22 protein-coding genes and 4 tRNA genes are annotated in these 16,409 nt (G+C 66.2%); 4 read left to right on the forward strand and 22 right to left on the reverse strand.

What is annotated here, in order from left to right:
• Positions 1-225: 225 nt before the first annotated feature.
• The 17 genes from rplA to trpE all read right to left on the reverse strand — a co-directional run bounded on the left by rplA (position 226) and on the right by trpE (position 11,326).
• Positions 226-924, reverse strand: a complete 699-nt coding sequence (rplA, locus tag VPA02S_RS09350; protein ID WP_012745748.1) for a 50S ribosomal protein L1 — start codon at positions 922-924, stop codon at positions 226-228.
• Positions 925-1,356 (reverse strand): 50S ribosomal protein L11, encoded by a 432-nt coding sequence (gene rplK / locus VPA02S_RS09355; RefSeq protein ID WP_012745747.1) that lies wholly within the window; start codon positions 1,354-1,356, stop codon positions 925-927.
• 136 nt (positions 1,357-1,492) lie between these two features.
• The gene (nusG, locus tag VPA02S_RS09360; RefSeq protein WP_012745746.1) at positions 1,493-2,104 is read right to left on the reverse strand and encodes a transcription termination/antitermination protein NusG; all 612 of its coding nucleotides are present in this window, start codon (positions 2,102-2,104) and stop codon (positions 1,493-1,495) included.
• On the reverse strand, positions 2,105-2,488 hold the full coding sequence (gene secE / locus VPA02S_RS09365) for a preprotein translocase subunit SecE (protein ID WP_012745745.1): 384 nt from the start codon (positions 2,486-2,488) through the stop codon (positions 2,105-2,107).
• A 233-nt stretch (positions 2,489-2,721) separates the two neighbouring features.
• Positions 2,722-2,797 (reverse strand) — tRNA-Trp (locus VPA02S_RS09370).
• Between the two features lie 19 nt (positions 2,798-2,816).
• Positions 2,817-4,010 (reverse strand): elongation factor Tu, encoded by a 1,194-nt coding sequence (gene tuf, locus VPA02S_RS09375; protein ID WP_012745744.1) that lies wholly within the window; start codon positions 4,008-4,010, stop codon positions 2,817-2,819.
• 74 nt (positions 4,011-4,084) lie between these two features.
• Positions 4,085-4,159 (reverse strand) — tRNA-Thr (locus VPA02S_RS09380).
• 41 nt (positions 4,160-4,200) lie between these two features.
• Positions 4,201-4,274: transfer RNA gene (locus tag VPA02S_RS09385), tRNA-Gly, on the reverse strand.
• A gap of 65 nt (positions 4,275-4,339) precedes the next feature.
• Positions 4,340-4,425: transfer RNA gene (locus tag VPA02S_RS09390), tRNA-Tyr, on the reverse strand.
• A 91-nt stretch (positions 4,426-4,516) separates the two neighbouring features.
• Positions 4,517-5,236 (reverse strand): uracil-DNA glycosylase, encoded by a 720-nt coding sequence (locus VPA02S_RS09395; RefSeq protein ID WP_027730227.1) that lies wholly within the window; start codon positions 5,234-5,236, stop codon positions 4,517-4,519.
• Positions 5,233-6,033, reverse strand: a complete 801-nt coding sequence (trpC, locus tag VPA02S_RS09400; protein WP_018904110.1) for an indole-3-glycerol phosphate synthase TrpC — start codon at positions 6,031-6,033, stop codon at positions 5,233-5,235. The genes VPA02S_RS09395 and trpC overlap by 4 nt, the downstream gene beginning before the upstream one ends.
• 29 nt (positions 6,034-6,062) lie before the next feature.
• On the reverse strand, positions 6,063-7,088 hold the full coding sequence (trpD, locus tag VPA02S_RS09405; RefSeq protein ID WP_062363522.1) for an anthranilate phosphoribosyltransferase: 1,026 nt from the start codon (positions 7,086-7,088) through the stop codon (positions 6,063-6,065).
• A 20-nt stretch (positions 7,089-7,108) separates the two neighbouring features.
• Entirely contained in the window at positions 7,109-7,768 is a 660-nt protein-coding gene (locus VPA02S_RS09410; RefSeq protein ID WP_062363526.1) for a LysE family translocator, read from the reverse strand.
• An 18-nt stretch (positions 7,769-7,786) separates the two neighbouring features.
• Positions 7,787-8,845, reverse strand: a complete 1,059-nt coding sequence (gene ltaE, locus VPA02S_RS09415) for a low-specificity L-threonine aldolase (RefSeq protein ID WP_062363529.1) — start codon at positions 8,843-8,845, stop codon at positions 7,787-7,789.
• Positions 8,846-8,853: 8 nt separating this feature from the next.
• Positions 8,854-9,438, reverse strand: coding sequence for an aminodeoxychorismate/anthranilate synthase component II (locus tag VPA02S_RS09420; RefSeq protein WP_062363532.1), 585 nt, complete (start codon positions 9,436-9,438; stop codon positions 8,854-8,856).
• Positions 9,435-9,827, reverse strand: coding sequence for a GxxExxY protein (locus tag VPA02S_RS09425; RefSeq protein ID WP_012745737.1), 393 nt, complete (start codon positions 9,825-9,827; stop codon positions 9,435-9,437). The genes VPA02S_RS09420 and VPA02S_RS09425 overlap by 4 nt, the downstream gene beginning before the upstream one ends.
• The gene (gene trpE, locus VPA02S_RS09430; protein ID WP_062363535.1) at positions 9,824-11,326 is read right to left on the reverse strand and encodes an anthranilate synthase component I; all 1,503 of its coding nucleotides are present in this window, start codon (positions 11,324-11,326) and stop codon (positions 9,824-9,826) included. The genes VPA02S_RS09425 and trpE overlap by 4 nt, the downstream gene beginning before the upstream one ends.
• Before the next feature lie 328 nt (positions 11,327-11,654).
• Here trpE and VPA02S_RS09435 point away from each other — a divergent pair, with 328 nt between their 5' ends.
• Positions 11,655-12,257, forward strand: coding sequence for a chalcone isomerase family protein (locus VPA02S_RS09435; protein ID WP_062363538.1), 603 nt, complete (start codon positions 11,655-11,657; stop codon positions 12,255-12,257).
• Between the two features lie 11 nt (positions 12,258-12,268).
• On the opposite strand, the gene gph is transcribed toward VPA02S_RS09435, so the two are convergent.
• The 3 genes from gph to VPA02S_RS09450 form a co-directional block, all read right to left on the reverse strand.
• Positions 12,269-12,997 (reverse strand): phosphoglycolate phosphatase, encoded by a 729-nt coding sequence (gph, locus tag VPA02S_RS09440; RefSeq protein ID WP_062363542.1) that lies wholly within the window; start codon positions 12,995-12,997, stop codon positions 12,269-12,271.
• Between the two features lie 85 nt (positions 12,998-13,082).
• Positions 13,083-13,568: a ferritin-like domain-containing protein gene (locus tag VPA02S_RS09445; RefSeq protein ID WP_012745733.1), complete on the reverse strand. Its 486-nt coding sequence runs from the start codon at positions 13,566-13,568 to the stop codon at positions 13,083-13,085.
• Between the two features lie 192 nt (positions 13,569-13,760).
• Positions 13,761-14,018: a hypothetical protein gene (locus tag VPA02S_RS09450; RefSeq protein WP_244883419.1), complete on the reverse strand. Its 258-nt coding sequence runs from the start codon at positions 14,016-14,018 to the stop codon at positions 13,761-13,763.
• 202 nt (positions 14,019-14,220) lie between these two features.
• Here VPA02S_RS09450 and VPA02S_RS09455 point away from each other — a divergent pair, with 202 nt between their 5' ends.
• Both VPA02S_RS09455 and VPA02S_RS09460 read left to right on the forward strand, forming a co-directional pair.
• On the forward strand, positions 14,221-14,571 hold the full coding sequence (locus tag VPA02S_RS09455; RefSeq protein ID WP_012745731.1) for a hypothetical protein: 351 nt from the start codon (positions 14,221-14,223) through the stop codon (positions 14,569-14,571).
• A 21-nt stretch (positions 14,572-14,592) separates the two neighbouring features.
• The gene (locus VPA02S_RS09460; protein ID WP_012745730.1) at positions 14,593-14,820 is read left to right on the forward strand and encodes a hypothetical protein; all 228 of its coding nucleotides are present in this window, start codon (positions 14,593-14,595) and stop codon (positions 14,818-14,820) included.
• Positions 14,821-14,843: 23 nt separating this feature from the next.
• Here VPA02S_RS09460 and VPA02S_RS09465 read toward each other — a convergent pair whose 3' ends face one another.
• Together VPA02S_RS09465 and VPA02S_RS09470 are read right to left on the reverse strand one after the other, a co-directional pair.
• Complete coding sequence (locus VPA02S_RS09465; protein WP_012745729.1) at positions 14,844-15,299, reverse strand: hypothetical protein; 456 nt, start codon at positions 15,297-15,299, stop codon at positions 14,844-14,846.
• Positions 15,300-15,319: 20 nt separating this feature from the next.
• A complete protein-coding gene (locus VPA02S_RS09470) occupies positions 15,320-15,688 on the reverse strand; it encodes a hypothetical protein (RefSeq protein ID WP_012745728.1) in 369 nt (122 codons plus the stop codon).
• 268 nt (positions 15,689-15,956) lie between these two features.
• Here VPA02S_RS09470 and VPA02S_RS09475 point away from each other — a divergent pair, with 268 nt between their 5' ends.
• The gene (locus VPA02S_RS09475) at positions 15,957-16,406 is read left to right on the forward strand and encodes a beta/gamma crystallin domain-containing protein (RefSeq protein ID WP_062363546.1); all 450 of its coding nucleotides are present in this window, start codon (positions 15,957-15,959) and stop codon (positions 16,404-16,406) included.
• Positions 16,407-16,409: the final 3 nt, after the last annotated feature.

A 16,409-nucleotide genomic window follows, 5' to 3' on the forward strand; every position in this document is an offset into this window, starting at 1 on the left:
CCTTCGGCCGGGGCCTCGGATCGCGCTTCATGCAGCGACCAACTGTCAGGAACAAAAATCAAATTCCTTGCAGTGGGGTCGCCATCTGCGCTGGATACCGGAAGGATCGATCCGGCGATTAAGTGCAGCGCCCTGCACACCAGCGGTCTTGGATGGCTCGCAGCAACCGGAGCTGCCGCGACCCACCACATCTGCCCTCTCCTTGCGGATCGGGCAAATCTTTCTTTAGCTCGCCGCGATGGTCTGCGTGTCCACGCGGACACCCAGGCCCATGGTCGACGACACAGCCACCTTGCGCAGGTACACGCCCTTGCTGGTCGCCGGCTTGGCCTTGACCAGAGCGTCGATCAGCGCGGCGAGGTTGCCTTGCAGCTTGTCGTTGTCGAACGAGCGGCGGCCGATCGTGCCGTGCACGATGCCGGCCTTGTCGACGCGGAACTGGACCTGGCCAGCCTTGGCGTTCTTCACGGCCGTGGCGACGTCCGGGGTCACCGTGCCAACCTTGGGGTTGGGCATCAGGCCGCGCGGGCCGAGGATCTGGCCGAGCGTACCGACCACGCGCATCGCGTCAGGAGCGGCAATCACGACGTCGAAAGGCATGTCGCCAGCCTTGACCATGGCAGCCAGGTCGTCCATGCCGACGATGTCGGCGCCGGCGGCCTTGGCTTCTTCAGCCTTGGCGCCCTGGGCGAACACAGCCACGCGCTTGGTCTTGCCGGTGCCGTTGGGCAGCACGACGGCGCCACGCACGACCTGGTCCGACTTCTTCGCGTCGATGCCCAGCTGCACGGCCACGTCGATCGATTCGTCGAACTTGGCGGTGGCGGCTTCCTTCACGATGCCGATTGCGTCAGCCAGCGGGTACAGCTTGTTGCTGTCGACCTTGCCTGCGAGCGCTTTTTGCTTCTTGGTGATCTTGGCCATTTACACGCCCTCCACATTCACGCCCATCGAACGGGCAGAGCCGGCGATGGTGCGAACTGCTGCGTCCAGGTCGGCGGCAGTCAGGTCCTTCATCTTGGTCTTGGCGATCTCTTCGAGCTGTGCGCGCGTGATCTTGCCGACCTTGTCGGTGTGCGGACGGGCCGAGCCCTTGTCCAGCTTGATGGCCTTCTTGATCAAGGTGATCGCCGGCGGCGTCTTGATGATGAAGGTGAAGCTCTTGTCAGCGAACGCGGTGATGACCACCGGCAGCGGCAGACCAGGCTCGACGCTCTGGGTCTGCGCGTTGAACGCCTTGCAGAACTCCATGATGTTCAAACCACGCTGGCCCAGTGCGGGACCGATGGGTGGTGACGGGTTGGCCTTACCAGCTGGCACTTGCAGCTTGATGAAGCCGACGATTTTTTTCGCCATGCTTTGCTCCTTGCGGGTGATATCGCCTTGGCTTTCGCCGCGGCTCCCCGGGGTTGAACGACTCTTCGATCAAGGCCGCGCGCCGAGTCGGACAACGCGCAGCCGGGAATGGTTCCGGTCCGGGGACCGGCGGGGCTCAGGTCTTCTCGACCTGGCTGAACTCGAGCTCCACGGGTGTCGCGCGGCCGAAGATCATGACCGACACGCTGACCTTGCTCTTCTCGTAGTTGACTTCCTCGACGGTGCCGTTGAAGTCGGTGAACGGGCCTTCCTTGACGCGCACGAATTCGCCGACGGTGAACTCGACCTTGTGGCGCGGCTTCTCGGTGCCCTGCTGCATCTGGCTGACGATGCCTTCGACCTCTTTCTGCGAGATCGGGGCCGGACGGTTCTTGGCGCCGCCAACGAAGCCCGTCACCTTGTTGGTGTGCTTCACCAGGTGCCAGCTCTCGTCGTCCATGATCATTTCGACCAGCACGTAGCCCGGGAAGAAGCGGCGCTCGGTGGTGCGCTTCTGGCCGTTCTTGATTTCGACCACTTCCTCGGTCGGCACCAGGATGCGGCCGAACTTGTCCTGCATGCCGGCGCGGTTGATGCGCTCGATGATGTTGCGCTCGACGGCCTTTTCCATGCCCGAATAGGCATGCACCACGTACCAACGCAGATCGGGGTTGGCGGCGGGAGCCAGCACGGAGGTGTTTTCTTCCTCGGGGCTGCTCGGCGTGGTTTCAACTACGTCGTCGGTCATTTATTTTCTCCAGCCCAGAATGAGGTCGAAAAACACCCATTCGAGCGTCTTGTCGGTGAGCCAGAGGAAAACGGACATGACGGCCACGAAGGCAAACACGTAAGCCGTCATCTGCATGGCTTCCTTGCGGGTCGGCCAGACGACTTTCTTGACCTCGCGCCACGAGTCGCGGCCGAAAGCCCACAACTGGCGGCCATTCTCGGAGCTACCGAAGGCGCCCACGGCCGCGGCCAGGCCGACCAGCAGCGCAGCCCATTGCACCAGCGAGCCCTGGCGCGCCAGCAGGTAGAACGCCACGATGGCGCCCACTGCCAGCACCACCGACGCGGCCAATTTGGCCTTGTCGGCACCCGTGCTCACGGTTTCGATTTGAGAAGTGGCCATGTTCGGCTGATTTCCTGCGGCCTTTCGGCCTTCAATTCAATGCGCCTTCTTGAGACGCCGAAGCCCATCGGGTCACGATGGGCTTTTTTAGCCTCCCATCGGGTCAACGATGGGCTTTTTTAGCCTCCCATCGGGTCAACGATGGACTTTTTTAGCCTCCCATCGGGTCAACGATGGACTTTTTTAGCCCCCCATCGGGTCAGCGACGGGGTTTTTCGGAGGTGCCACCTAAGTGGCAGGGGCAGTAGGAATCGAACCTACAACCTTCGGTTTTGGAGACCGACGCTCTGCCAATTGAGCTATACCCCTCCGGTACTCTTTGCTCGGCTTAGATGTCGAGGATCTTTGCCACGACGCCCGAACCCACGGTGCGGCCGCCTTCGCGGATGGCGAAGCGCAGGCCTTCTTCCATCGCGATCGGGTTGATCAGCTTCACGGTGATGCTGACGTTGTCGCCAGGCATGACCATTTCCTTGTCCTTGGGCAGCTCGATCGCGCCGGTCACGTCCGTCGTGCGGAAGTAGAACTGCGGACGGTAGTTGTTGAAGAACGGCGTGTGACGGCCACCTTCGTCCTTGGACAGCACGTACACCTCGGCGGTGAAGTGCGTGTGCGGCTTGATCGAGCCGGGCTTGCACAGCACCTGGCCGCGCTCGACTTCTTCGCGCTTGGTGCCGCGCAGCAGCACGCCGACGTTGTCGCCCGCCTGGCCCTGGTCCAGCAGCTTGCGGAACATTTCCACGCCGGTGCAGGTGGTCTTGACGGTCGGGCGGATGCCCACGATCTCGATTTCCTCGCCGACCTTGATCACGCCGCGCTCGACGGCGCCGGTCACCACGGTGCCGCGGCCGGAGATCGAGAACACGTCTTCCACGGGCATCAGGAAGGTGCCGTCCACGGCGCGCTCGGGCGTCGGGATGTAGGTGTCGAGGGCTTCGGCCAGCTTCATGATGGCTTCTTCACCGAGCTTGCCCTTGTCGCCTTCCAGGGCGAGCTTGGCCGAGCCGTGGATGATGGGGGTGTCGTCACCCGGGAATTCGTACTTGTCGAGCAGTTCGCGCACTTCCATTTCGACGAGCTCGAGCAGTTCGGCGTCGTCCACCATGTCGCACTTGTTCAGGAACACGATGATGTAGCCCACACCCACCTGGCGCGCCAGCAGGATGTGCTCGCGGGTCTGGGGCATGGGGCCGTCGGCGGCCGAGCACACGAGGATGGCGCCGTCCATCTGGGCAGCGCCGGTGATCATGTTCTTGACGTAGTCGGCGTGGCCGGGGCAGTCGACGTGGGCGTAGTGGCGGTTGGCCGTCTCGTACTCGACGTGGGCGGTGTTGATGGTGATGCCGCGGGCCTTTTCTTCGGGCGCCGCGTCGATCTGGTCGTAGGCCTTGGCTTCGCCGCCGAACTTGGCCGACAGCACCGTGGCGATGGCCGCCGTCAGCGTGGTCTTGCCGTGGTCAACGTGACCGATCGTGCCCACGTTCACGTGCGGCTTGGTGCGGGTGAATTTACCTTTTGCCATTTTTCGACTCCGAAAAAAACGATTTCAACGTATGCAGATGGGTTGCAAACCTGCCGTTGCAACCCCCTAAAAACTGGTGCCCTTTGCGGGAATCGGACCCGCGACCTCTCCCTTACCAAGGGAGTGCTCTACCACTGAGCCAAAAGGGCTTTTGTCTAACCAATCGCTTTCCGGCGCCGAACCGGGTCTCTGGAGCGGGAGACGGGAATCGAACCCGCGTCATCAGCTTGGAAGGCTGGGGTTCTACCATTGAACTACTCCCGCATCGGGGGCACTTCAAGGCACCCAAAGCGCTAGATCCAATCGCTCTTAGAAACCAAATTCATCGCTGGTGGAGAGGGCTGGATTCGAACCAGCGTACTCGTTAGAGGGCAGATTTACAGTCTGCTGCCATTAACCACTCGGCCACCTCTCCGGCGAACCTCGAAATATAGCACGGTTTTGTGACTACGCAGAACTCAGCACCAAGAAGATGCGGGGAACTGCCCGAGGCGAAACAGCCGGCATTATCCGTGAATTTCGCCGCCCGGCTGATGCGCGAGCCGCCAGGCGCGCGCCTCGCCGAAGTGGCCGCAGCCGATGAACGGAACGGGCGGGCGCAAGGCCGAAAGCGGCGACGGATGATTCGACATCAGCACTTTATGGCGGCCAATGTCGATCAATGCACGCTTACTTTGGGCGTGCGATCCCCAGAGCATAAAAACAACAGGTTTCTCGCCGTCCGATACATGGCGGATGACGGCATCGGTCAGCACCTCCCAGCCGCGGCCCGAATGGCTGGCCGGCTGCCCTTCCTCGACCGTGAGACAGGTGTTGAGCAGCAGCACGCCGTGGGTGGCCCACTTCACCAGGCTGCCGCCCGGGTTCGGGAATGGCGGCGGCGCCGTTCCCAGGTCGCGCTGGAGTTCCTTGAAGATGTTGCGCAGCGATGGCGGCAGCGCCACGCCGGGCGCCACCGAGAATGCGAGCCCTTCGGCCTGGCCGCGGCCGTGGTACGGGTCCTGGCCCAGGATGACGACGCGCACGTCCTCGGGCGGGGTCAGCTCCAGGGCCCGCAGCGGCTGCGGCGGGAAGATGACGGCGCCCGCATCGAGGCGCTCGCGCAGGAAACCGAGCAGCTTCTGGCCCACGATGCCGGCAAAGAAGCCGTCCACCAGCGGCCGCCAGCCCGGCGCGACGGGCCAGTCGGCGGGATCGCTGCTCGCCAGCTGATCGGGCCGGCTCATTTGAACAATGCGGCGAGCGCCTCGCCGGGTTCCTTGGCGCGCATGAAGGCCTCGCCGACCAGGAAGGCATGGACGCCGGCCGCGCGCAGGGTGGCCACGTCCTCGCGCGTGGCAATGCCCGATTCGGTGACGGCCAGCCGGTCGGCCGGCAGCCTGGGCAGCAGGTCGATGGTGGCCTGGATCGACACCTCGAAATTGCGCAGGTTGCGGTTGTTCACGCCGATGAGCGGCGTCTTGAGCTTGAGCGCGCGCTCGAGTTCGGCCGCGTCGTGCACTTCGACCAGCACCGCCATACCGAGGCCGCGCGCAATGGCTTCGTAGTCCTTCATCTGCGCGTCGTCGAGGCAGGCGGCGATCAACAGCACGGCATCGGCGCCCATCGCGCGCGATTCGTACACCTGGTAGGCGTCGACGATGAAGTCCTTGCGCAGCACCGGCAGGTCGCACGAGGCGCGGGCCTGCTTGAGGTAGTCGACGCCGCCCTGGAAGAACTGCTTGTCGGTCAGCACCGAGAGGCAGGCCGCGCTGATTTCACCGTCGCCTTCGGCATAGCTCTGCGCGATGTCGGCTGGAATGAAGTCCTCGCGCAGCACGCCCTTGCTCGGGCTGGCCTTCTTGACCTCGGCGATCACCGCGGCGTGGCCGGCGGCGATCTTGGCGCGCAGCGCGCCTTCGAAATCGCGCGTCAGCACGCGGCTTTCGGCGTCGAAGCGCACGGTTTCGAGCGGGCTTCTCTTCTGCGCTGCAGCAATTTCCTGCCGCTTGACGGCAATTATCTTGTCGAGGATGTCGGACATTTTTCTGCGTTCCTGGCTGTTTTGCTGCTTCACGCGGCGGCCGTGGAGGCCTTGACCAACTCGGCCAGCTTGGCGCGCGCCGCGCCCGATGCCACGGCCTCGCGCGCACGCTCGATGCCCGCGGCCATCGAATCGGCCACGTTGGCGGCGTACAGGGCCGCGCCGGCGTTGAGCAGCACGATGTCGAGCGCCGGGCCGGCCTGATTGTCGAGCACGCCGAGCAGCATGGTCTTCGACTGCTCGGGCGTTTCCACGCGCAGCGCGCGGTTGCTCGACATTGCAAAGCCGAAGTCCTCGGGGTGCAGTTCGTATTCGCGGATCTCGCCGTCCTTGAGCTCGCCCACCATGGTGGCGGCGCCGAGCGAGATCTCGTCCATGCCGTCGCGGCCATACACCACCATCGCGTGCTCGGCGCCCAGGCGCTGCAATGCGCGCACCTGGATGCCCACGAGGTCGGGATGGAACACGCCCATCAGGATGTTCGGCGCGCCAGCCGGATTGGTCAGCGGCCCGAGGATGTTGAAGATGGTCTTGATGCCGAGCTCCTTGCGCACGGGAGCGACGTTCTTCATGGCCGGATGGTGGTTGGGCGCGAACATGAAGCCGATGCCCACCTCTTCGATGGAACGCGCGATCTGCTCCGGCGGCAGGTTGATGTTGACGCCCAGCGACTCCAGCACGTCGGCGCTGCCCGATTTGCTCGACACGCTGCGCCCGCCGTGCTTGCTGACCTTGGCGCCCGCCGCGGCCGCGACGAACATCGAGCAGGTCGAGATGTTGAAGGTGTGCGAGCCGTCGCCGCCGGTGCCCACGATGTCGACCAGGTGCGTGGTGTCCTTCACGGGCACCTTGGTCGACACCTCGCGCATCACCTGCGCGGCCGCGGTGATCTCGCCGATGGTTTCCTTCTTGACGCGCAGGCCGGTGATCAGCGCCGCCATCATCACGGGCGAGCATTCGCCGCTCATGATGAGCCGCACGATGTGCAGCATCTCGTCGTGGAACACCTCGCGGTGCTCGATGGTGCGCTGGAGCGCTTCCTGGGGGGTGATCATGGGGAGTCTCCTCGGTGTTTTCAGGGGCCGACGCGGCCGGCCGGCGCGTCCGTGAATGCAAGCTTGAGGCCGAAGCCGATGAACAGCACGCCGGCCGCGCGGTCGAGCCAGTGCATGCCCTTCTGCACGGCGCTCCTCTGCGCCATCCAGCCGGCGAATGCGGCCCATCCCACGATGACGGGAATGGAATTGAAATTGAACAGCACGCCCAGCAGCACGAAGTACAGGCCCTTGTTGCCGGCGTCCGGTGCGATGAACTGCGGCACGAAAGCCAGGAAGAACAACGCGACCTTGGGGTTCAGCACATTGGTCCAGAAACCGCCCAGGAAGATCTCCTTGAGCCCGCGCTCGCCCGATGCAGCCGCCGCCTGCTGCAGATCGGCCGGCGCCTTGGCGCGCGAGAACACCATGCGCACGCCCAGGTACAGCAGGTAGGCCGCGCCAACGTACTTGAGCACCGTGAAGGCCGCTGCCGAGGTGGCCAGCAGCGTGCCGACGCCGACCGCCGCCGCGAAGATGTGGACGAAGCAGCCGGTGAGGATGCCGAAGCCGCCGACGATGCCCGCGCGCACGCCGGAGCGCAGCGAGTTGGCAATGATGTAGAGCACGTCGGGCCCCGGCGTGAGGTTCAGCAGCCAGCCGGCGGCGATGAAAGCGAGCAGATGCGGGAGATCGGGCATCGCACGGCTCCTTGGGGTTCAGGCGTTGAAGAAGCCGCGGATGGCCGCCACGGCGCGGTCGACGCCGGCCGCATCGACATCGAGGTGCGTCACGAAGCGCAGCCGATAGAGGCCGGTGGCAAGAATGCCCTGCGCGTTGAGGTTCGCGAGCAGTTCGGCCGAACGCGCCTGCGCCGCGCCCCTGAGGTCGACGAACACGATGTTCGTGTGCGGCGCCTCGACCTTCAGGCCCTCGATGCCCTCGAGCCCCTCGGCCAGGCGACGGGCCAGGGCATGGTCGTCGGCGAGGCGGTCGATGTGATGGTCGAGCGCATGCGAAGCGGCTGCAGCAAGCAAGCCGGCCTGCCGCATGCCGCCGCCCGCCATCTTGCGGATGCGGTGCGCCCGCGCGATGAACTCGCGCGAACCGACCAGCGCCGAGCCGATGGGTGCGCCCAGGCCCTTGCTGAAGCAGACCGACACGCTGTCGAAGCACTGGGCGATGCGGCGCGCTTCGGTGCGGACGTCGCCGTTCTTGTTCAGCGCGGCCTGCGCGGTGGCGGCATTGAAGAGCCGCGCGCCATCGAGGTGCCGCTGCAGCCCCCTGCTTTTCGCGAGGTCCGTTGCCGCCTGCACATACTCGAAGGGCAGCAGCTTGCCGCCCAGCGTGTTCTCCAGCGCCAGGAGGCGTGTGCGCGCGAAGTGCGCGTCGTCGGGCTTGATGGCGGCTTCGATCTGCGCAAGCGGCAGCGTGCCGTCGGGTGCGTGGTCGAGCGGCTGCGGCTGCACGCTGCCGAACACCGCGGCGCCGCCGCCTTCCCAGCGGTAGCAGTGCGCCTGCTGGCCGACGATGTACTCGTCGCCGCGCCCGCAGTGCGAAAGGATCGCGCACAGGTTGCTCTGCGTGCCCGTCGGCACCAGCAGCGCCGCCTCGAAGCCCAGCAGCGCGGCGATCTTTTCCTGCAGCGCGTTGACGCTCGGATCGGTGCCGAAGACATCGTCGCCGAGCGGCGCCGCCATCATGGCCTCGCGCATCGCCGGGGTGGGCTGCGTGACGGTGTCGCTGCGCAGGTCGACGAGCAAGGAGCGGTCTGTCATGGCGGGTTTCAATCGAGAAAGTTCTTGAGCATCGCGTGGCCGTGCTCGGTGAGGATCGATTCGGGATGGAACTGCACGCCCTCGATGCGCACCTCATGTGCAAAGCCGGTGTGCCGCACGCCCATGATCTCGCCGTCGTCGGTCCAGGCGGTGATGGCCAGCACCTTCGGGCAGCTCTCGCGCTCGATCGAGAGCGAGTGGTAGCGGTTGACGGTGAACTTCTCGGGCAGCCCCGCAAACACGCCCTCTTGCGTGGTCGTGATCTCGCTGGTCTTGCCGTGCATGAGCTGCTGCGCGCGAATGATCCTGCCGCCAAAGGCCGCGCCGATGGCCTGGTGGCCCAGGCACACGCCGAGGATCGGCAGCTTGCCCGCGAACGCCTTGATGGCCGGCACCGAAACGCCCGCTTCCGCCGGCGAGCAGGGACCCGGCGACACCACGAGCCGCGTGACGCCCGAGGCAATCAGTTCGCCGATCTGCGCCACGCTGATCTCGTCGTTGCGGTGCACCTGGACATCCGCACCCAGCTCGCCCAGGTACTGGACGATGTTGTAGGTGAAGGAATCGTAGTTGTCGATCATCAGCAGTTTCATGGCTTGCTCACAATCCGGTGCACGCCCTTGACGACGGGGAACACGTTGAAGTTGATCAGGAGGCCCAGCTTGAGGCCCGACAGGCGCAGTGCGGCCAGCACCTGCGCGCGGTGCAGGTCGGTCAGCACGTCGACCGCCTTGAGCTCGACGATGACCGACTGCTCGACCACGAAGCCCGCGCGGTACACCTCGCCGAGCGAGCGGCCCTTGTAGCTGGCCGACAGCGCCACATCGCGCGTGAAGCCGATCTCGCGCTCGGCAAGTTCGATGGCCAGCGCGGCGGCGTAGGCCTCCTCGCCCAGGCCCGTGCCGAGCACGCGCTGCACCTCGACGGCGGCGCCGATGATCTCGTGCGAGAAATCGTTCTGGATGTCGGGTACGTTGCTCATTCCAGGCCTTCCTCGACCAGTTCGGCGGCACGCAGCAGTGCGCGCGCCTTGGCCTCTGTTTCTTTCCACTCCAGCTCGGGCACCGAGTCGGCCACCACGCCAGCCGCGGCCTGCACGTGCAGCATCTGGTCCTTCACGATGCCGGTGCGGATGGCGATGGCCACGTCCATGTCGCCGGCGTAGCTGATGTAGCCGCAGGCGCCGCCGTAGAGGCCGCGCTTGGTGGGCTCGAGCTGGTCGATGAGCTCCATCGCATGCACCTTGGGCGCGCCGGTCAGCGTGCCGGCCGGGAAGGTGGCCTTGAGCACGTCGATGGCGGTCATGCCGTCCTTCAGCGTGCCTTCGACGTTGCTCACGATGTGCATCACGTGGCTGTAGCGCTCCACCGCGAAGGCCTCGGTCACCTTGACGGTGCCGGTCTTGGCGATGCGGCCGATGTCGTTGCGCGCGAGGTCGATCAGCATCACGTGCTCGGCGCGCTCCTTGGGGTCGTTGATGAGTTCTTCCTCGGCCGCCTTGTCGAGCTCGAGCGAGGCGCCGCGCGGGCGCGTGCCGGCCAGCGGGCGGATGGTGATCTTCTGCTCGCCGTCGCCCGTGTTCTCCTGGCGCACCAGGATCTCGGGCGAAGCCCCCACCACGTGGAAATCGCCCAGATGGTAGTAGTACATGTAGGGCGAGGGGTTGAGCGAACGCAGCGCGCGGTACAGCGACAGCGGCGACTCGGTGTAGCGCTTGCTGATGCGCTGGCCCACCTGCACCTGCATGAAGTCGCCGGCGGCGATCATGTCCTTGGCGCGTTCCACGGCCGCGAGGTAGTCGGCCTTGGCAAAGCTGCGCTCGGGCGGATGCGGCTGCGTGGGCTTCACGATGGGCGCGCTCACCGAGTACTTGAGCTTTTCCTTCAGCTCGCGCAGGCGGCGCTTGCCCGCCGCGTAGGCCTCGGGCTGCTTCGGGTCGGCATAGACGATCAGGTAGAGCTTGCCCGAGAGGTTGTCGATGACCGCCAGTTCCTCGCACTGCAGCAGCAGGACGTCGGGGCAGCCGAGCGCATCGGGCGGGCAGCTTTTTTCGAGCTTGCGTTCGATGTGGCGCACGGTGTCGTAGCCGAAGTAGCCCGCAAGGCCGCCGCAGAAACGCGGCAGGCCGGGCCGCAGCGCCACCTTGAAGCGCTTCTGGTAGTCGGCGATGAAATCGAGCGGATTGCCCGCGGCGGTTTCGACCACCTGGCCGTCGGTCACCACTTCGGTGACGGCATCGGCGCCGAAGCCGCTCGCGCGCAGCAGCGTGCGCGCCGGCAGGCCGATGAAGCTGTAGCGCCCGAAGCGCTCGCCGCCCACCACCGATTCGAGCAGAAAGCTGTGCTTGCCGCCGCCCTGCGAATGGGCGAGCTTCAGATAGAGGGAAAGCGGCGTTTCGAGGTCGGCAAAGGCCTCGGCCATCAGCGGAATGCGGTTGTAGCCCTGGGCGCTGAGGCTCTTGAATTCAAGTTCGGTGATCACGGATTCGTTCTCCAGTTGCCGGCCGGCGCTTCTTGGCCGGTGGCAAGGTCATTCACTGGTGGCCCGGCGTCGAGAAAAAACGATCCGGTACCGCGGGCGCACGGCGTGCGCCGTGCAATCAAACAGTCAGCGATGTATGGCGACGCCAGGGCCAGGCTCCCCGGCTGCCTTCACCTGTTTGAATGATGTGATGAACGAACATGGAGCGTGGAGTTTAGCCCACGAAAACGCTGGCGGGTGCAACCGCCGCCTTCAGGGTTCGCCCGAGGGGCCGGCAGTAAAACGAAAAGATACATTCGAACGATCGTTCGCAAATCAAGGAAGCCTCGTGCCCGCTGCCCCTTCGCTCCCGACCCGGTTGTTCTCCCGACTGGCCATGCTGGCCTGCGCCTGGTTCGCGCTCGGCGCCTCGGCCGCGCAGGTCGACGTGGCCGGCGTCAAGCTGAACGACACCCTCGACCTGCGCGGCAGCACCCTGCAGCTCAACGGCGCGGGGGTGCGCTACAAGGCCATCTTCAAGGTGTACACGGCGGGCCTGTACGTGGAGAAGAAGGTCTCCACGCCCGAGGAGGCGCTGGCCGCGCCCGGGCCCAAGCGCGTGGCCATCACCATGCTGCGCGACATCGATGCCGACGAGCTCGGCAGGTTCTTCACCAAGGGCGTGGAAGAAAACTCGCCCAAGAGCGAAATGGTCAACCTCATTCCGGGGCTGCTGCGCATGGGCCGGATGTTCTCCGACCAGAAGCAGCTCAAGGCCGGCGACACCTTCACCATCGACTGGCTGCCCGGCACGGGCACGCTGGTGACGGTGCGCGGCGTGCCGCAGCCCGATCCGGTGAAGGAGCCGGCGTTCTTCAACGCGCTGCTGCGCATCTGGCTCGGGCCGGCGCCGGCCGACTGGAAGCTCAAGGACGCGCTGCTCGGCAAGTAACCGCGGCGCCGTCAGGAAACGCTTCGGTCGATCTCCGCGAGCGAGTCGACGAAGCCGTCGGCATCGACGCCGCGCACCGGCTCGCCGTGGTTGTAGCCGTAGGTGACCAGCACCACCGGGCAACCGGCGGCGCGCGCGGCCCTGGCGTCGTTGCTCGAGTCGCCGACCATCAGCGTGCGCGCGGGGGCGGTGCCCAGCGCTTCGCAGGTCTTCAGGAGCGGCAGCGGATCGGGCTTCTTGCGCGCGAAGGCATCGCCGCCGAACGCGAAGTCGAAGAAGCCGTCGAGCCCCTTGGCCGCCAGCAGCGGCTTGGCGAACGAGGTCGGCTTGTTGGTGAGGCAGGCCAGGCGCAGGCCGCGCGAGCGCAGCGCCTTCAATCCTTCGACCACGCCCGGGTACACCGCCGAGTGCTGTCCGTTGATGGCGAGATAGTGATGCTGGTAGCGTTCCCAGGCCTGGTCGAAGAGCGCCTGCGCACGCGCGTGCAGCACCTGCGCGTCCGCGCCCTCGGACGCCGCGCTGCCGGATGACATCACGTGCGCGAGCGCCGAAAGAATCAGGTGCTCCGATCCCTTGCCCACCATCTTCTCGATGGCGGCCGGTGCCACCGGCGGCAGCGAAAGGTCGCCCAGCATGTGGTTGAGCGACACCGCGAAATCGCCGAGGGTGTCGACCATGGTGCCGTCGAGGTCGACGATGGCGGCATCGAAGCGCGCGAGGTCGTAGTGAATGGAGGTCAAGGACAAGGCCGCCGGAGTTGCAGGACGATGTCCATTTTGCCCCGTGCGGCCCTGCCGGGCGGCGCAGCCCCTTGCCCCTTGTGACTTACTTGCTCTTGCGGCGCATCTCGTCGCGCAGCCGCTTGATCTGGTCGTGGTTCCGCTTGGCGCCTTCGGACTGCTGCTGGATCACGGCGCGCACGTCGGCCGGCAGGTCCTCCTTCAGCGCCTTGCGGTAGCGCGCCACCGCGGCGTCTTCACCGCGCTCGCATTCCTCGAGCATGGAGAGCGCGCTGTTGGCGCCCACCGTGCCCTTCACGTGCACCCAGCCGCGGTGCATGGCACCGGTCGCCGTGCCGCCCTTGTCGGGCGAGCCGCCGAAACGCTGGATGAGCTGGACCAGTTCTCCCGCGGCCTTGGCGCATTCGGCCGAGCGGCTCTGGAAGACCTGCTTGAGCTGCGGCGAGTCGACTTCCTCGGCGCAGGCGCGGAAGCCGTATTCGCCGTCGCGCGAGTTCTCCAGAAGATCGTTCAGCACCTTGACCACGTCCTCGGTGGTGGCGGTGTCCGCGGTGTTCGTGTAGTTGGCCATGTCATGACTCCTTCGTAGGCCTCGTCGAAATCGAGGCAGGTTGAGAATTGCCAGCGCCAGCTGCTGCACTGCGTGCGCTGGTTCCATGAAGAAATGGTGTTCGAGCGCAGGAGGACCGGTGTCGGTGTCGCCTGACGTCCGCTGTAAGCGTTCTTCGGGGTGGGCTGCCCCGATGCATTCACCGGCGGCTCATCATTCCTCGCGCAATGCCTTCTCGGGGCGGCCGGGCTGGCTGCCCGGCGAACTGCCGTGGTTGCCGCTTTCGCCGACCGCGGCATCGCCGGGGGTGGGCGGTTTTCTTTGCTCGGTGATGGCCGGGCCGTTGTTGGGGCCCATGGGCTCGCCGTTTTCAGCCGGCGTCCTGGCCTCGCGCTTCATGCTGCGCTCGGCGGGCACGGGCTGGCCGTAGGCCGGCGCATTCGCTGGTTCGGTGGATCGTCTTTGGGTCACGCTGTGGATTCCTTTGCTAGAAAGAAAATTCCACCGTGCGCCGCGCTGGCGGCGGCGCGCGTAGGAAAGCGGCGCGTCTTCGGCGCAAGCGAGTCGCGCGCAGGCCTGCCACCGGCGCGGGAATGCTGTCCCTGCCTACAAGCACGCGGCCAGGCTGCGCGAGAAAGGAGGCTCGCAGCTTCTTCTTTTCGAGGACTCCTCCATGCACGGCAAACCACTGCGCTTCTTCCAATGCGGCCTCGCGGCAGCCGCCATGGCCCTGGCCGCCATGGCCGCGGTCGCCCAGCCCACCGGCACGCCCAAGGGCACGCGCGCTCCGCCGATGAGCGATGCGGAAAAACCGCCGGCCACGCGACCCGCGGACCAGCCCGCCGGCGCGACCGACCAGCGCCAGCTCGGCGCCGACCAGGGCCCGGCCAGCGCGCGCACGCAGACCTCGCGGCCGCCCTCGGCGGGTTCGCCCGGCGGCCTCGCACCCACGCGCGATGCCGATCCTTCCAAGGAGCAGCGCAGCGACGGCAGCCACCGCCACGCGCGCCCCGCGCCGCAATAGCAAGCAAGGCAGATCAAGACCATGACTTCCACCACGCAGATCGACGCCCGCATCGCAGGCGATGTGGCGTTTCGCGCCGGCGACGGCCCGCAGCTGAAGATCCCGAAGGGGAACTGCCAGATCATGATGGCCGACGACAGCGTCGTGCTCACCTGGACCGACCAGGGCCAGTCGCTGACCGCGGCCATTCCCAAGCTCGAATTCGACCGCTACATCCAGGACGGCGCGATCGTGCTGGGCCGGGGCTGAGTGAAGGCCCGCCCGCCGCGCGCTCACTCCTCGCGCAGGCTGCTGCTGGCGCGCGCGTCGAGCGCCTGCGCGTACGAAGCGGCTTCCTCGGGCGTCATGGAGCCTTCGAGCTCGGCCAGTTCGAGCCGTTCGAAGTCGTAGGAGATCCATTCGAACAGGTGCGACTTGGGCATGTCGTCGAAGCTTTCGCTGTCGCTCCACGACTGCAGCCGCACGGGCGCGCTTTCCAGCAGCAGGCGCAGGTACAGCGCGCGCGCAATCTTGATTTCCGCGATCTGGTGTGGATCGTCGATCAGCAGGCGCAGCTGCGCGAGCACCTGCTCGCACTGCTGCACCCGGCGATGCGACTCGCCGATGGCGGCTTCGCAGGACGCGGGACAGTCCGTCCTCGCCTGCCAAGCCTGGTGGAATTCGCGCGTGATCCGGGCATAGGCAAGCTGCTGGAGCCCGTGGAGCGCGCAGTCAAGTTGGCCGTGCATGGCGTTGCACCGAACTCGCCTCAAGCGGGCTTGTTGCCGGCGTCCTCCGCTTCGTCGCCGTTGTCGTCGTCGATTTCTTCTTCTTCCGTGCCGGCAAGCTCGGCGGCCGAGCCCGCGTCCTCGGTGCGGTCCGGCAGGATGTCCGCATCGGGCGCCGACGGCGGAGCGTCCGCCGACGCACGCTCACCGGTGCCCTCGGCATCGGTGCTGCTTTCATGCGAAATGGGAATGGCGCCTTCCGCGGCGTCTTCGGGAATGGCGCTGCGTTCGCGCGAGGTGCGCACGTCGCTTCCGCTGTCGCTCGTGTCGCTGGGGCCCAGGCTGTCGACGTCCGTTCCCTTCGGTTCCTCCGGCGGGCGTTCGCCTCCCAGGATGCTGCTCGTGGCCATGGCTTCCTTCGATGATGAACAAGAAATTGGATGGGTGCGAATCGCCAGACTGGACATCCGCAGCACCGGCCGGCGTAGGAAAGGGGCGCATCCGGGCCGCAGCCATTCGCGGAGATTTGCCGCCCGGCGTTGCGCGCGGCAAACGCCGCCGTCGCGGCGCGGGGACGGGCGCTTGGGCTTTGCTCCTACGCGGCGGGCAGCCGTGGCCGCTAGCCTGAAGAGCCTGCTTTCCCAACCGCAGCAACCACCATCCTCATCCAATGAACCAATGAAGAATTTCCGCTACCTCATGATTGCCGGCGCCATGGCGCTCGGCGCCTGCTCCCACATGCCCGGCCCCACGCGCTCGGCCAGCCCGACCGCCGCCACGGACAACCAGCCCGATCCCACGATCCTGCTCGTGCCCGTGCGCATCGAGGACCCCGCGCTGGCCTCGGGCTGCTGGGCCCAGTTCTATACCGGCCGCAATTTCCAGGGCGACATGCTGACGCTGGTGGGACCGGCCGAGGTCCAGAGCATGGACCGCGGCACCGCGCGGCAGCTCAAGCGCGACATCGACAGTGTCAGCGTGGGCCCGCGCGCCACGCTGAAGGTGTACGAGCATGCGATGTTCAAGGACCGCACGGTCGACTTTCCGGCGAACAGCCGCGAGGGCGGCCTGATGCGCAAGCTCGGCTTCGGCGGCCGCATCGAGGCACTGAAGCTCGACTGCGCCTGAACG

The organism is Variovorax paradoxus NBRC 15149 (assembly GCF_001591365.1).
GTDB classification, from domain to species: Bacteria; Pseudomonadota; Gammaproteobacteria; order Burkholderiales; family Burkholderiaceae_C; genus Variovorax; species Variovorax paradoxus.

What these genes read in the sequence shown, in the direction of transcription:
- VPA02S_RS09425 (WP_012745737.1), bottom strand. Translation starts at nt 9,827, where the DNA reads ATGAGCAACGTACCCGACATCCAGAACGATTTCTCGCACGAGATCATC.
- VPA02S_RS09395 (WP_027730227.1), bottom strand. Translation starts at nt 5,236, where the DNA reads ATGAGCCGGCCCGATCAGCTGGCGAGCAGCGATCCCGCCGACTGGCCC.
- trpD (WP_062363522.1), bottom strand. Translation starts at nt 7,088, where the DNA reads ATGATCACCCCCCAGGAAGCGCTCCAGCGCACCATCGAGCACCGCGAG.
- secE (WP_012745745.1), bottom strand. Translation starts at nt 2,488, where the DNA reads ATGGCCACTTCTCAAATCGAAACCGTGAGCACGGGTGCCGACAAGGCC.
- VPA02S_RS09470 (WP_012745728.1), bottom strand. Translation starts at nt 15,688, where the DNA reads ATGGCCACGAGCAGCATCCTGGGAGGCGAACGCCCGCCGGAGGAACCG.
- VPA02S_RS09465 (WP_012745729.1), bottom strand. Translation starts at nt 15,299, where the DNA reads ATGCACGGCCAACTTGACTGCGCGCTCCACGGGCTCCAGCAGCTTGCC.
- ltaE (WP_062363529.1), bottom strand. Translation starts at nt 8,845, where the DNA reads ATGACAGACCGCTCCTTGCTCGTCGACCTGCGCAGCGACACCGTCACG.
- tuf (WP_012745744.1), bottom strand. Translation starts at nt 4,010, where the DNA reads ATGGCAAAAGGTAAATTCACCCGCACCAAGCCGCACGTGAACGTGGGC.
- VPA02S_RS09455 (WP_012745731.1), top strand. Translation starts at nt 14,221, where the DNA reads ATGCACGGCAAACCACTGCGCTTCTTCCAATGCGGCCTCGCGGCAGCC.
- rplK (WP_012745747.1), bottom strand. Translation starts at nt 1,356, where the DNA reads ATGGCGAAAAAAATCGTCGGCTTCATCAAGCTGCAAGTGCCAGCTGGT.
- VPA02S_RS09460 (WP_012745730.1), top strand. Translation starts at nt 14,593, where the DNA reads ATGACTTCCACCACGCAGATCGACGCCCGCATCGCAGGCGATGTGGCG.
- VPA02S_RS09420 (WP_062363532.1), bottom strand. Translation starts at nt 9,438, where the DNA reads ATGAAACTGCTGATGATCGACAACTACGATTCCTTCACCTACAACATC.
- VPA02S_RS09475 (WP_062363546.1), top strand. Translation starts at nt 15,957, where the DNA reads ATGAAGAATTTCCGCTACCTCATGATTGCCGGCGCCATGGCGCTCGGC.
- VPA02S_RS09410 (WP_062363526.1), bottom strand. Translation starts at nt 7,768, where the DNA reads ATGCCCGATCTCCCGCATCTGCTCGCTTTCATCGCCGCCGGCTGGCTG.
- trpC (WP_018904110.1), bottom strand. Translation starts at nt 6,033, where the DNA reads ATGTCCGACATCCTCGACAAGATAATTGCCGTCAAGCGGCAGGAAATT.
- nusG (WP_012745746.1), bottom strand. Translation starts at nt 2,104, where the DNA reads ATGACCGACGACGTAGTTGAAACCACGCCGAGCAGCCCCGAGGAAGAA.
- rplA (WP_012745748.1), bottom strand. Translation starts at nt 924, where the DNA reads ATGGCCAAGATCACCAAGAAGCAAAAAGCGCTCGCAGGCAAGGTCGAC.
- VPA02S_RS09445 (WP_012745733.1), bottom strand. Translation starts at nt 13,568, where the DNA reads ATGGCCAACTACACGAACACCGCGGACACCGCCACCACCGAGGACGTG.